At 43.3% G+C, this 12894-nt stretch carries 10 protein-coding genes; 3 read left to right on the forward strand and 7 right to left on the reverse strand.

Features of this window, described 5'->3' with window-relative positions:
• Positions 1–176: 176 nt before the first annotated feature.
• The gene (locus tag VX941_00345) at positions 177–1541 is read right to left on the reverse strand and encodes a 3-deoxy-7-phosphoheptulonate synthase class II (protein MEE2931857.1); all 1365 of its coding nucleotides are present in this window, start codon (positions 1539–1541) and stop codon (positions 177–179) included.
• A gap of 438 nt (positions 1542–1979) precedes the next feature.
• On the opposite strand from VX941_00345, the gene VX941_00350 reads away from it, so the two are divergent.
• Positions 1980–2738 carry a Sir2 family NAD-dependent protein deacetylase gene (locus VX941_00350; GenBank protein ID MEE2931858.1) on the forward strand — a complete coding sequence of 253 codons (759 nt, stop codon included), beginning with the start codon at positions 1980–1982 and terminating at the stop codon, positions 2736–2738.
• A gap of 43 nt (positions 2739–2781) precedes the next feature.
• Here VX941_00350 and VX941_00355 read toward each other — a convergent pair whose 3' ends face one another.
• The 3 genes from VX941_00355 to VX941_00365 form a co-directional block, all read right to left on the reverse strand.
• On the reverse strand, positions 2782–3783 hold the full coding sequence (locus tag VX941_00355; protein MEE2931859.1) for a metal-dependent hydrolase: 1002 nt from the start codon (positions 3781–3783) through the stop codon (positions 2782–2784).
• A gap of 43 nt (positions 3784–3826) precedes the next feature.
• The gene (gorA, locus tag VX941_00360; GenBank protein ID MEE2931860.1) at positions 3827–5197 is read right to left on the reverse strand and encodes a glutathione-disulfide reductase; all 1371 of its coding nucleotides are present in this window, start codon (positions 5195–5197) and stop codon (positions 3827–3829) included.
• A 137-nt stretch (positions 5198–5334) separates the two neighbouring features.
• Positions 5335–6792 (reverse strand): NAD-dependent succinate-semialdehyde dehydrogenase, encoded by a 1458-nt coding sequence (locus VX941_00365; GenBank protein ID MEE2931861.1) that lies wholly within the window; start codon positions 6790–6792, stop codon positions 5335–5337.
• A gap of 419 nt (positions 6793–7211) precedes the next feature.
• Between VX941_00365 and VX941_00370 the strand changes: the two genes are divergently transcribed.
• Entirely contained in the window at positions 7212–8123 is a 912-nt protein-coding gene (locus VX941_00370) for an LLM class flavin-dependent oxidoreductase (protein ID MEE2931862.1), read from the forward strand.
• A gap of 120 nt (positions 8124–8243) precedes the next feature.
• Here the strand turns inward: VX941_00370 and VX941_00375 are convergent, their stop codons facing one another.
• The 3 genes from VX941_00375 to VX941_00385 form a co-directional block, all read right to left on the reverse strand.
• Entirely contained in the window at positions 8244–10079 is a 1836-nt protein-coding gene (locus tag VX941_00375) for a DEAD/DEAH box helicase (protein ID MEE2931863.1), read from the reverse strand.
• Positions 10080–10333: 254 nt separating this feature from the next.
• Positions 10334–11335, reverse strand: a complete 1002-nt coding sequence (locus VX941_00380; GenBank protein MEE2931864.1) for a DUF3137 domain-containing protein — start codon at positions 11333–11335, stop codon at positions 10334–10336.
• Between the two features lie 82 nt (positions 11336–11417).
• Positions 11418–11720: an antibiotic biosynthesis monooxygenase gene (locus VX941_00385; GenBank protein ID MEE2931865.1), complete on the reverse strand. Its 303-nt coding sequence runs from the start codon at positions 11718–11720 to the stop codon at positions 11418–11420.
• A 367-nt stretch (positions 11721–12087) separates the two neighbouring features.
• On the opposite strand from VX941_00385, the gene VX941_00390 reads away from it, so the two are divergent.
• On the forward strand, positions 12088–12522 hold the full coding sequence (locus VX941_00390; protein ID MEE2931866.1) for a plastocyanin/azurin family copper-binding protein: 435 nt from the start codon (positions 12088–12090) through the stop codon (positions 12520–12522).
• Positions 12523–12894 lie beyond the last annotated feature (372 nt).

Consider the following 12894-nt stretch of genomic DNA (forward strand, 5'->3'; position numbering starts at 1 on the left):
GATTTGAAGGGAAATTATTTTTTCAAGCAAGGCATCATTATTTAATTAAATATAAGTAATGGTATTTTTATTATTATCGTTTGTAATGATATATGTGAAGTTTTACTAATGGATTATTTACATTGCTGAATTTTATATCGATTAACTTTTGTGATTGATAATTTACTGCTATCAAATCATTTTTTACACTCGGTTCTTAGCACCTTCAACTCTTCAGCCAACAAAAAGGCCATTTCTAATGCCTGTGAAGCATTAAGTCGCGGATCACATTGGGTATGATATCGTTGAGAAAGGCTATCATCATCTATCGCCTGCGCCCCGCCCAAGCATTCGGTAACGTTTTGGCCGGTCATTTCAACGTGTATACCGCCTGCATACGAGCCTTCACCCTGATGTATAGCAAATACCTGCCGCACTTCGGAGAGTATATGATCGAATGGGCGCGTCTTATATCCGCTGGTAGATTTAATGGTATTACCATGCATCGGATCGGACGACCAAACAACTTTAGCCCCTTCACGCTGCACTGCACGTATTAATTTAGGCAAATGCTTCTCTACGAGTTCGTGCCCCATACGGGATATTAGGGTAATACGCCCCGCGTCATTGGTAGGATTGAGAACATCTAAAAGTGATAAGAGGGTGTCAGGATCACTGGTGGGACCACACTTGATACCAATAGGGTTGTGGATGCCCCTCATGTATTCAACATGCGCCTCCTTCGGGTCTCGCGTCCTATCGCCTATCCAAACCATATGTGCGGAAGTATCAAACCAATCACCAGTAAGGCTATCCTGCCGTGTTAGCGCCTCCTCATAACAAAGAAGTAATGCTTCATGGCTGGTGTAGAAATCAGTCTCGCGCATCTGTTGCACAGCATCACCAGTGATTCCACAGGCCTTTAAGAAACCTAAGGCCTCATCAATACGTTGAGCAAGTGCCTCATATTGATCACTAGCTGGGTTATCGGCAACAAAGTCTAGGTTCCACTGATGCACTTGATGAAGGTCGGCGAAACCACCCTGGGCAAAAGCTCGAATTAGATTTAAGGTCGATGCAGACTGATTATATGCCCTAATCATACGATTTGGGTCAGGATCCCTGTCAGGCGCTTCAAAATTAATGCCGTTGATAATATCGCCACGGTAACTAGGTAATTCAATATCGCCTTTGACCTCTACCGGTTCTGACCGAGGCTTGGCAAATTGTCCTGCCATGCGTCCGACCTTAACAACTGGACAGGAAGCTCCAAAAGTAAGTACCACAGCCATTTGAAGCAATACTTTGAAACTGTCACGAATACTATTCGCACTGAAATCTGAAAAACTTTCCGCACAATCCCCACCTTGTAAAAGGAAAGCTTTTCCATCGGCTACATCTGCTAATTGTTGACGCAAACGCCGAGCTTCTCCTGCAAACACCAAAGGCGGCAAAGCACACAATTCAGCCTCAACCGACGATAGTTTATCGTGATTCGGATACTCTGGGACCTGCCGAATAGGATAACCACGCCAGCTATCGGGCTTCCACAGATTTGCCATGCTGTCCTCCAATCTCATTAACGGTAGAATAAAATGAGTCTATACGTGGCCACACCATATCGTGATATTCAAGGCCGAAAGGTTTACGCTTTTCACGCTAGGATTTCCAGCAAAAATCCCCTAGTTGCTTGATTAATAATCCTGGGCCTTACGGGGTCGTGGTGAAATGCGCTATAAATACTCACATATGTAGATGTCTTTGAAAAAGCACCAAACCACCAACGTATGTATACCTGATAGAATTAAAAAAATGCACTTTAGCGCGGTCGATAAGAAAATAAGGGTTAATAAAAATGCGATTAACTAAACACCTAATCGTCCAATCAACACGCCTTGCTGAGAAGAAATCAGTATCCTTTTTGTTGAGACAAGTGCTACTGGGAACACCATAACTCCCCTGAGATTTTGATATTCATAAGTTACAATAACAGAAAACAAATGAAAAATTCTGAAGAAAGTATGGCACGACTTGCAAAGCTATTAAAAAATAGTGAGCGAATTGTTTTTTTTACAGGTGCGGGCATCTCAACCGAGTCAGGCATCCCAGACTTTCGTTCAAAGGGGGGGCTCTGGGAAAAATTCAAACCGGTGATGTTCCAAGATTTCATTGAGAGTGCGGATTGCCGCAATGAATATTGGCGGCAGCGTTTCTTCCGGCATGATGACATGATTAATGCCGAACCCAACCGTGGCCACAGAGCTGTTAGCAGTTTGATACAAAGGGGTAAAGCGTCAGCAGTCATTACCCAAAATACCGATGGCCTTCATCAAAAATCCGGCGTGCCAGAGAAGGATATTATAGAACTTCACGGCAACTCTACTTACGCAACTTGCCTCAACTGCAATATTAGGCACGAACTAGAGTGGATAAGAAAGATGTATTTAAAGGATGGATTAGCCCCAAATTGTCCGGACTGCGGCGGAATTATAAAAACAGCAACAGTCTCTTTTGGGCAGCCAATGCCAAAAGAAAAAATGCACGCAGCTCAAATAGAAACACTTGCTTGCGACCTCATGATAGCAGTTGGCTCTTCATTAAAAGTATTCCCAGCTGCCACGTTTCCCATCACTGCCCGACAGAATGGCGCGCAACTAGTCATACTCAATCGAGATCCAACCGATTTCGATAAATATGCCAATTTGGTATTGAATGAAGAAATAGGTGCTACCTTGGGTGACGTAGTAGGGGTGAACTAGTCCTCAGACAACGCACATAATGGCGGAAAACTAAGAATAGATCTCAATTTGAGGCGATAATCAAACCCCATAAATATAAAAGTTTTTCAGTTGAATCTCGCCTATGTGATTGGAGTTTTATAGACACGTCATACTGTTCCTGAATTTCTATTGACCAGAGTGGATCAATTTTATTGGGAATCATAGAGTATCGAATATCAATAATGCGCGCGGGCATTGCCGGATCAACTGCCAAATAACCATTTGTAAGACGTTCAAATCGTCTAACATCTTTTGCCTGCCGAGAATTCCTATTTAACCGAGGGAAGTCTCGAGCCAAGTTGAGCATACGAACTGACTCTCCATTTATAACAAAGCCTTCTGTACCGGCACGAACAGCGTCCACAAAAAAGTGACCATTCGCCTCATAAATAACTTTCCAGACTAATATGTTCCCAAAACTTGGTTTAACGAGAAGTCTACTCGGTGAGTGACCTCGACCTTCAGCAATTTGATACCCGATATTGGTCACACGTTCGCGCTGCATTAAACCAACACTCAAATATACTGTCGCCCACACTAAAGCTGCCGCACTATATCTTTTTTGGCTACGGAACACCCCCAAGCAAAGAAGTAAGCAAACGGGGATTGTAAATAATGGATCAACTATTGACACTATGTTCAGCGCAACGCGCTCGTCATTGAATGGCCACCACAACATTGTTCCGTACGAGGTAAATGAGTCCAAGCACCCATGAGTTCCAAAGCCAAGGGTACAAAAAATCCACGATGCTCCGAAGGAGAATTGAGTTTTCTTTCGAAATAGAAAATGGAGAATGACAGCAATTAGAAGTCCGCCAATCGGAATAAAAATAATTGAGTGTGTAAATTGGCGGTGATATTCCAGAAACAGAAGGGGATCCGAAGAACTGCGTATCAACACATCCAAATCAGGCGCCATTCCGGCGATAAGGCCAAAACACCCGGCCCAAGTAATTGATCGACATTTAGATGTCAATAATTGCGGTGCACTTGCGCCTATGAGCCCTTGTGTAAGCGGATCCATCTAACATCTCTTTATTTTAGGGGAGTAGTCTGTGCCTGAAACTCTATTCTCTCTCTTCCCGCATCGTTACCAGCTCTTCTGCGCTAGTGGGGTGGATCCCGATCGTGGCATCAAATTGGGCCTTAGTGGCGCCAGCTTTGATGGCAACACCCACTCCTTGCATTATTTCACCAGCTTCCGGGCCAACCATATGAACTCCAACTACTCTATCTGAGCCATCATCAACGATGATCTTCATAAATGATTTCTCATCCATCCCGGACAACGTATGCTTCATTGGAGTAAAACGAGAGGTATAGACGCGAATCTTTTGGAATTTATTTGTTGCCTCATCCTCGGTAAAACCAACTGTGCCAATATTCGGGTTACTGAAGACCGCTGTGGGGATATAGTCGTAGTCCATGGAAACGGGTTCTTTATCGAAGAGTAATTTTGATAGGGCCGTGCCCTCAGCCAATGCTACAGGTGTCAAGGCTACTCTGTCTATTACATCTCCTAACGCGTAAATTGAATCAATAGAAGTCTTAAAGTCATCGTCAACCACTATTGCCCCGCTTTGTGAGAGCTCAACACCAACCTCTTCAAGCCCCATCCCACGACTAAGCGGCTTGCGACCGGTACAGTACATAACCATTTGTGTTTTAATTTTCTCTCCAGATTTTACCTGGGCGTGCAGGCCAGAACCGTGCCTTTCTATCGAAAGAATATCTTCGTTAAAGCGGAGATCAATGCCTTTTTTCACCATCTCTAATGCCAGATGCTGCCGCACCTCTTCGTCGAAACCGCGTAAAAACATAGGCCCGCGATAAAGTTGGATAACATCGGCACCGAGACCATGCATAATACCCGCGAACTCAACAGCAATATATCCACCTCCTACGATAACAATATTCTTTGGAAATGATTCGTTGTGAAACATTTCATTTGATGTGATGACATGCTCATTACCAGGGAAGCTTGGTACGGAAGGCCACCCACCAGTGGCTATTACGATGAACTTAGAACTGAACTCCTGACTTCCAACACGTACCCGGTGCGGATCAACAACAATAGCCCTGTCAAAAAATGTGTCACAGCCAGCATTTTGCAGAAGTTTTCCGTAAATACCATTAAGCCGTGTTATCTCACTATCTTTATTTTCCCGCAGCGTCGGCCAATCAAAACCGGGCTTATCCACGTACCAGCCAAAACCTTTCGCAGCTTTTACATCTTCAGAAAAATGAGAGGCATAGGTAAATAACTTCTTCGGCACACACCCAACATTTACACAAGTACCCCCCCAATAATTCTCTTCGGCAATGCCGACACGAGCTCCTTTTTGTGCGGAAAATCTGGCACAGCGCACACCGCCAGAGCCACCGCCTATCACAAATAAATCATAGTCAAATTCGGAGCATGCTATTTCTTTCATCATGTGAGACACTTTCCACTAAAATCCATCCTGAGTTTTTGTATCAAAGATCTATTTTTATGACGGTGTTTCATGGAAAGCCGAATGGCTGCCATAACCCCTGCTTTAGATTCTACAACATTTAGTCATGGCTGCATTCATTATGTTTCTATGCCACCCATACAAATATATTTTACCTCAAGATACTCTTCTATTCCTTGGTAAGATCCTTCACGGCCAATACCGGATTCTTTCATTCCCCCAAAAGGTGCCACCTCAGTTGATATGACACCAGCATTCACCCCCACTAGGCCGAATTCTAAACCCTCTGAGACGCGCCAAATGCGCCCAACGTCCCGGCTATAAAAATAGCCGGCTAAACCAAATTCAGTGTCGTTGGCCATTTCAATCGCTTGAGGCTCATTTTTAAAACGGAATAATGGCGCTACTGGCCCGAAAGTTTCCTCATGAGCAATACGCATTTCAGGTGTAACATCTGCTAATACTGTTGGCTCGTAAAATGTGCCGCCAAGCGCATGACGCTTACCTCCCGTTATTACTCGAGCACCCCTAGTCACGGCATCTTGAACATGTTCTTCAACCTTTTCCACAGCCGCCATATCAATCATTGGTCCCTGACTGACACCGTCTTCTGCACCATTTCCAACTTTCATTCCACTAACGGCTTGCGTCAATTTTGCAGCAAACTCATCGTAAACCTCGTCTTGGACCAAAATCCTATTGGCACAAACACAGGTTTGTCCGGTATTCCGGAACTTCGATGCCATCGCGCCGTCAACAGCCGCGTCTAAGTCTGCGTCATCAAATACAATGAATGGGGCGTTACCACCTAGTTCCAAACTAATCTTTTTAACTGTACTGGCTGACTGTTCCATAAGCAGTTTGCCAATTTCTGTGGAACCCGTGAAAGTCAACTTACGGACTATCTTGCTATGGGTCAGTTCTTTCCCCATCTCAGTAGATGAACCGGTTATAACGCTAAACACGCCCTTCGGAATGCCTGCACGCGCCCCTAATTCAGCCATGGCCAGGGCAGAGAATGGGGTTTGAGATGCTGGACGAGCAACCATAGTACAACCGGCAGCGAGAGCTGGCCCAACTTTCCGGGCAATCATAGCATTAGGAAAATTCCAGGGCGTTATAGCCGCACAAACACCGATGGGTTCTTTTGACACCACAATCCGCCAATCATTGTTGGGTTGTGGTATTGTGTCACCGTACGTTCGCTTACCCTCCTCCGCAAACCAGTCAATAAAAGCGGCCCCATACAAAACTTCGCCTCTGGCTTCCGGAAGAGGTTTTCCTTGTTCGGAGGTCATCAGCAGGGCCAGATCTTCTTGATGTTGAAGCATCAGTTCGTACCATCTGCGTAATATCGCACCCCGCTCTTTCGCTGTAAGAGCACGCCAGGCAGGATAGGCATCGCTTGCAAATTGCACTGCGCGCCGTGTCTCATCTGCACCCATTTTAGGCACGGACCCCAACCTTTGATTGGTGGCAGGATTATTTACATCAAATGTTACCCCACTATCAGCATCCACCCACTCGCCATTAATATAGCATTGCTCACGAAAAAGCCCCTTGTCCTTCAGCTGCATACCATACTCTCCTACCCATATTAATCTTGATCAGGTTGCTGCAGTATAAGAGTCAAGTACGAGCCTCGGAAGAGATAAAAATTATCTTTTATTAGCGTGTAAACAACTTAAACGTATGGCAATGCCACTGGCTACAAATGCGTTATTATCGGTTCACAACGGGTAATTCTTTATCGTTATAAATTTTATTTGAACCGTTCTGATATCCTATTTTTCGTAAACCTTACAGGAGGGTAAATCGTTTTGTGAGCGATATTTTTCTTGCCGGCGTGTAAGGAACGAAAATATGACTGTAGCGTATCAAAATTTTAGAAGGATCAAAGGTTAGAACTTGATAATCTCTTTTCAATGTGGACGATTGATCTGCCAAGGTATAACCCGGAAAAGCCATTCCACATAAATCGTTTTGGAAAAATATAATGAAATTCAGCATCAGTTTGACTTCAGGCACCGATGAACCAGTATCAGCCGCTGCAATACAGGCCTTCGCAAAAAGCACTGAAGCACTTGGATTCCACGGTATTTATGTCACCGATCACTTCTATCACAATTATCCTAATTTTCATTCCGTCAGCGCCGCAGCAGTATTATGCGCTGCCACGAAACACCTACAAATTGGGTTTTCTGCTTATCAGGTTCCATTGCGTCACCCCATAGTGGTTGCAAAAGAATTTGCCATGCTGGATGCATTATCTGAAGGCCGTTTAGTCACAGCCTTTGCTACAGGTTCTTATGAAAAGGAGTTTGAAGCTCTGGGCATTCCATTCAACCAACGAGGTAAAATGCTGGATGAGGGAATTCGTGCCATAAGGCAGCTCTGGGAAAATGACGTGGTATCTTTTTGGGGAGATTTCTGGTCATTTGAAAACGTCAGCGTTACGCCTAAGCCGGTCCAAAAGCCAAGGATGCCAATTTGGATTGCAAGTTGGAGCGGCGGTGGTCGGCCAGCAGCTAGAGTTGCAGAATTTGGAGACGGCTGGCAAGCATCAGGGCTGCACACCCCTATTGAACAATTATCTACTGGGTGGTCCCACATAATGGCTGAATGCGAGCGAATTAAACGCGATCCTGCTACTATAAAACGCGCTTACGTAAATACGGTAGTTCACTTTGGTTCTTCTCCAGAATCCGCCTGGAAAGATTTTATTAGTCAATCCAATAAAAATAGTAAACGCCACCGTGAATTGTGTCTAATGGGCAATGAAGAGCAAATCTGTACAGGAATAGACGAATTGCAAGGGTCAGGTATGGAGGAAATTTCCTTCTTACTTGGCGTAGGTGAAGCGGACAAGGCTGGTATTATAGCGGCGGACATTATTCCAAAATTCTAAACTCGGAGAAACCATTTTCAGCAGACAACGCTCTCAAAATTTAGATTATTGAGCGCCAATAAAACTTGGGAACCTCTTTAACAAAGGATTTCCCTGCTACCGTGGTATTGCAAGCTTTGTTTATTTTTTGGAAAGATGGTCAGCGGCGTTGAAATACGGCAGATTATCTTTTGAAGAACATCCCATTACTGCAAGACGTTCAGCAACTTTCAATGCTTTCTGGTATTTGCGTTCACTTTCAACCACCGAGTGTGTCTCAAACACCTCACCACAAAGAGAAATACCGTAGTGAGCCTGGAGGGTTCTAATTTCCTTCCCGGCTAACATACCATCAGCAATTAGAGATAGCTCAAAGTTTTCTTGCTTTTTGAGCTGCAATTTATTTTCAACAAGGTAGCCTCTAATGTTAGCTTCCACCTCCAATGCGACGTCCCAAAAGTGCGACTCCGAATTGGTTGCTTCGCCAGAAACCTCTCCAAAAGCCTTGCAGAATGACAGAAAAATTTGCTCCTTAGCATTAGCTGTTTTCCAGGCCGTGCCTCCAAGACTGGCCCAAACCGACAAGTCCATTTCCTCATAGACTTTAGCCACACGATCAAAAAACAACCGGTGAAGACCTATTTCATTAAGTGTGCTGTCAAGATTTTGTTCTTTATGAATATCGATAGCTGCATATGACCCACAAACCGGACAGGTGTCATCACTGTAAGTATTCTTTTTATAAATATGGGAACAGCGAAATTTGCTTGGTAATTGGTTCTCACAGAGCATGAAGGTATCGTCACTGTCTTCACCATGCTGCTGCTGACCAATCCAATTAAACCGGTTCATGTACTGCATGTATGAACGTCGGTGGCTCCACAAACTCCACTGCAATTTCTCAACTGGACCAAACGTGCTCCAATTTGAGCTAACATCAATGACTACGCATTTTTCTTTACCAGGTGCCGACCGCAAACCCCGTCCAACTGACTGCCCCCACAAGACCTTCGATAATGTTGGTCGCATATGAACGATAATATTACATTGTGGATTGTCCCAACCCTCCGCCAAAACCCCAACCGAAACCATTGCCTCGATCTCGCCCATTTCATGACTCTTCAGAAGCTTCATGCGTTCACCAATAGGGGTTTGTGCAGTCACAAGAGCTGTTTCGATACCAAATAGCCGGATACTCTCAACCGTAGCCTCAGCCACCGTTACATCAGGACAAAACCATGCTGAGATTGGCTTTGGCGATACGTTTTCCCGCTCTTCTCGGTAAATAGTAAGCGCATAATCAATCATTGAAGACTTAACAATTGCCGGCGCAAGTTTAGAAACTGGAAAATCGCCAGAGCTGATATCGATCCCGGTAAGATCAAGGTCATGAATAAAGTGTGGACGATAAGTAGGCGGAACCAGAATACCTTCCTCAATCAATGTTTCGATGTCTGCGCAATCAATTATAGTATCAAATGCCAAATGTAATTGATCCCGTTGATCCCCAGTACGACGCTCCGGAGATGCCGTCAGCCCCATGAAACAAGCCTCTTTCTTTCCTCGCTTCTCGAAGTCATCGATAATCCGCTTGTAACCCTTACCGTTCGGAGAAACGCGATGGGCCTCATCAACAATGATTAAATCCGCCTTAGGTATTGCATCCTCAAGCACGTCTTTTGCTCGCATATTAGTAGAGAGGAGAATTTCATAACCATCAAAAGCCGGCCCTTCATCGGATACCGATAGCTTCTTTACCCGATGTTTCTTGCTGAGAGCTTTTTCTAATTGCTCCAACAAAACTAGGCGGTGGCATAAAACAATAATGTTCTTGCCTTTATAGAACCTCTCTACAATCTCGCTGGCGAGTACAGTTTTGCCCGCACCGGTGGGCGCTTTTAGAATAAAGCGGCGATGCTGGCGTATTATCACCGGAAACTGATCGATGATCTCTTTTTGCCAATTTCTAAGTTGCATTGAAGTCCGTTCACAAATTTACAGGTATAAGCTTTGCACCAAAAGTAAAACAGAAACGCTTTTATACAGGTTCAATATTTAATAGCAATTACATGTATAGGCTAAACTTTATTATCTAATACCAATTAGACCGCACGTCTAGAATTAGAACCCGCCCCGTAGCCAATTGTCGCCGTGTCCAGAATCAATGAGAAAAGAAAACAGTTCAAGCCGCATTTGGATTTGTAATGTCATCTTTGTTGTACAGCCAAGTATTAAAGTCCTATATCCTGATCCAACTTGAGAATATCAACAACCGAAAAAATCAGGTTCATTTCTTTCAATAGAGCCTTTGCATCATCAATGAAATCTTCGCGTTTAAAAATAGAGCCCGCCTCAAATAAATCTTTGTTGCTTGGGATGGTAATTAATAGTGTTTTCTCATAAAAACTACATTGAACTCCTTTTCCCTTAAAAATGTCATTTAAATCCAAGAGGCGCTCCATAAAGGAGGTGGTTAACAAATATCGAGCCTCGACTTGATCATTTGTGAAAACCTCGAAAATCTTTTCAAATTTGGGATCCTCTAGACCTGCTTTCTCTAACGAGGTTCCAAACTTTGATTTAAAAAAATTTCCCACTAAGCCCCGATCTCGCAAAACTATAGTATGTCCTTCGAATGATTTTTTAACGGACAGACTGATGACCACACCATCGAAAATTGTTTTATAGGACCGCGTCTTACTAGTCCGTTGTCTGACCTCCAACTCCGTCTCAAAAAATTCAATATTAACCCCTTTGTAAGTGCCGGTCGTCAAATCCTCACTAGTTTCTCGATCATAACTGGGAGTGATCTGAGAGCTTGCAAATCTTTCCATTTGATTGCCAGGCTCCGCATCAAAACTATATTCGCCGAGGAAAGAGATAATACGCGGGAATATCTCCTGCTTGATAGAACCTTTGTAGGTTCCAATTGAGGAATAAACGAAACCCACAACCGCAAAGATGAAAAAAAGAACCCCCCAAAAATAAATTTCACTCCAGAAAGAATCCGGATCGGTATCAAGTACCTCAAAAACACAAATAAAAGAGAGGACTAAAGAAATTGGTACTCCAAGGATGGAAAGCACCAATCTTTTTTTAAATTTTTTTACCGCTTCCTGCCTGCGACTTTCAAAATCGTTAACAAGTGGTTTAAGGTGTTCATCGTAGTGACTTCCAAAACCAACTTCGTAGGGTTCTGTTTCTATAAATGACGTTTCCTCATTTTCAACCATTCTTTTGCCCCGCTTTTAAAATTAGTTATGCTGTTATTATCTGTTTCTCAAAATTTTTAGGTGAAGTTAGCAAACACAAAAGTCAGATGACCACATCAAAACCCTCGAAAACTGGATGCCCGATATACAAATCACTATTCTTTCCCGCGTTCTTATGTGCTTGTCTAAATGCTTCAGACTTTGTCCAGTTTAAGAAATCGGCTTTTGATGACCATGTGCTATGCGAGGCGTAAAGCGTAGAAGTATCTTGTTTCTCTCCTCTCACAAGATGGAAATCCAAAAATCCCGGCACTTGCTCCAAGTGCGTCTCCCGGTCTTGCCATAGTTTTTCAAATTCGGCTTCCCGCCCCGGAACGATACTAAACCTATTCATCGCTATATACATGTTCACCTTACACAAATTAATAATCCGAATGATCGCTTTTAATTGTCTGAAACATTGTAAAGGATGGAGCCATCTATCAACAAGGCACACGCAGCATTTTGAAACAAAATCATAAACCTAGCCGTAAATGAGATCTCATTTCAACACCGCATAAGACCACCTTAGATCTGTAACACTATATTAAATCGGTTTATCGTCTTTTCTGTAGACCTAGATGCTACCGATGTTTTCTATTTGAGACGTTAAGTTGATTCTTTGCACTTCAATTAAATATGGGAACGCGTGCGGGCATTTTGTCGCACAGACTTTCAAACTAGACATGCAATCCCGATATCTCAAATAATCACCAATCGCTTGAGGTATAGTTATGTCACGTCTGATAGGTCTACTGTTTACCGTCTGTCTTAGCTTCTCTGCTAATGCTGCTGAAATAAGTATTGATATGTTAAATAAACAAGGTCGCGACCGAAATGTTTATTCAAACCAAATTGCGTATGTGTCCATTGGCGATACCGTTATTTGGAAGTCAAAAAGTAAGGGTCATAACGTCGAATTTATATTGAAAAACGGTGTTCCTGACGGCGTTAAAAAATTCAAATCAAGGCTGTCGAAAGATGCCAAGTACACATTCAAAGTTCCCGGCATTTATGCTTATTGGTGTACACCCCACAAAGCTATGGGCATGATAGGGTTTGTTGTGGTTGGTAAGGACAAATCCAACCTTGCGAAAATTAAAAAGGTTAAATTTGTAGGCAAATCGAAAAAATTAGCTAAAAAGCTGATAGCCAAATTAGAAAATTAATAACGGTTGTTCATTAGGTATTCTGTGCAGGCAAAACGAAGTCTGCACAGATCCTTGGTCGTTTAAAAACTGCAACATTTTTTAGCCAGCTTATACGAAGAAAATGCCCCATGGTATGTGTTAGGCAATTCGACCCCTTCCCCTATAAACAATCGATATCAGATTAAGCAGCTAAAAAACTTGTAAGGCGGCTATCATATATTGTTCCTTCGAGAGGCAGCCGCTTTGTCTCGCCCCACACTCTTTTCCATTATGGCTACACGGCAAGTGTTGAGACCATTTATAAGTTTAGCCAGCCGGTAATTTTAGTTGTATTGCTACATTGGTCTATTTATTCAACATTTTACGCTCGGACGGTTTGCACAACCTACC

It is taken from the genome of Pseudomonadota bacterium (assembly GCA_036339585.1).
GTDB lineage: Bacteria > Pseudomonadota > Alphaproteobacteria > UBA8366 > UBA8366 > UBA8366.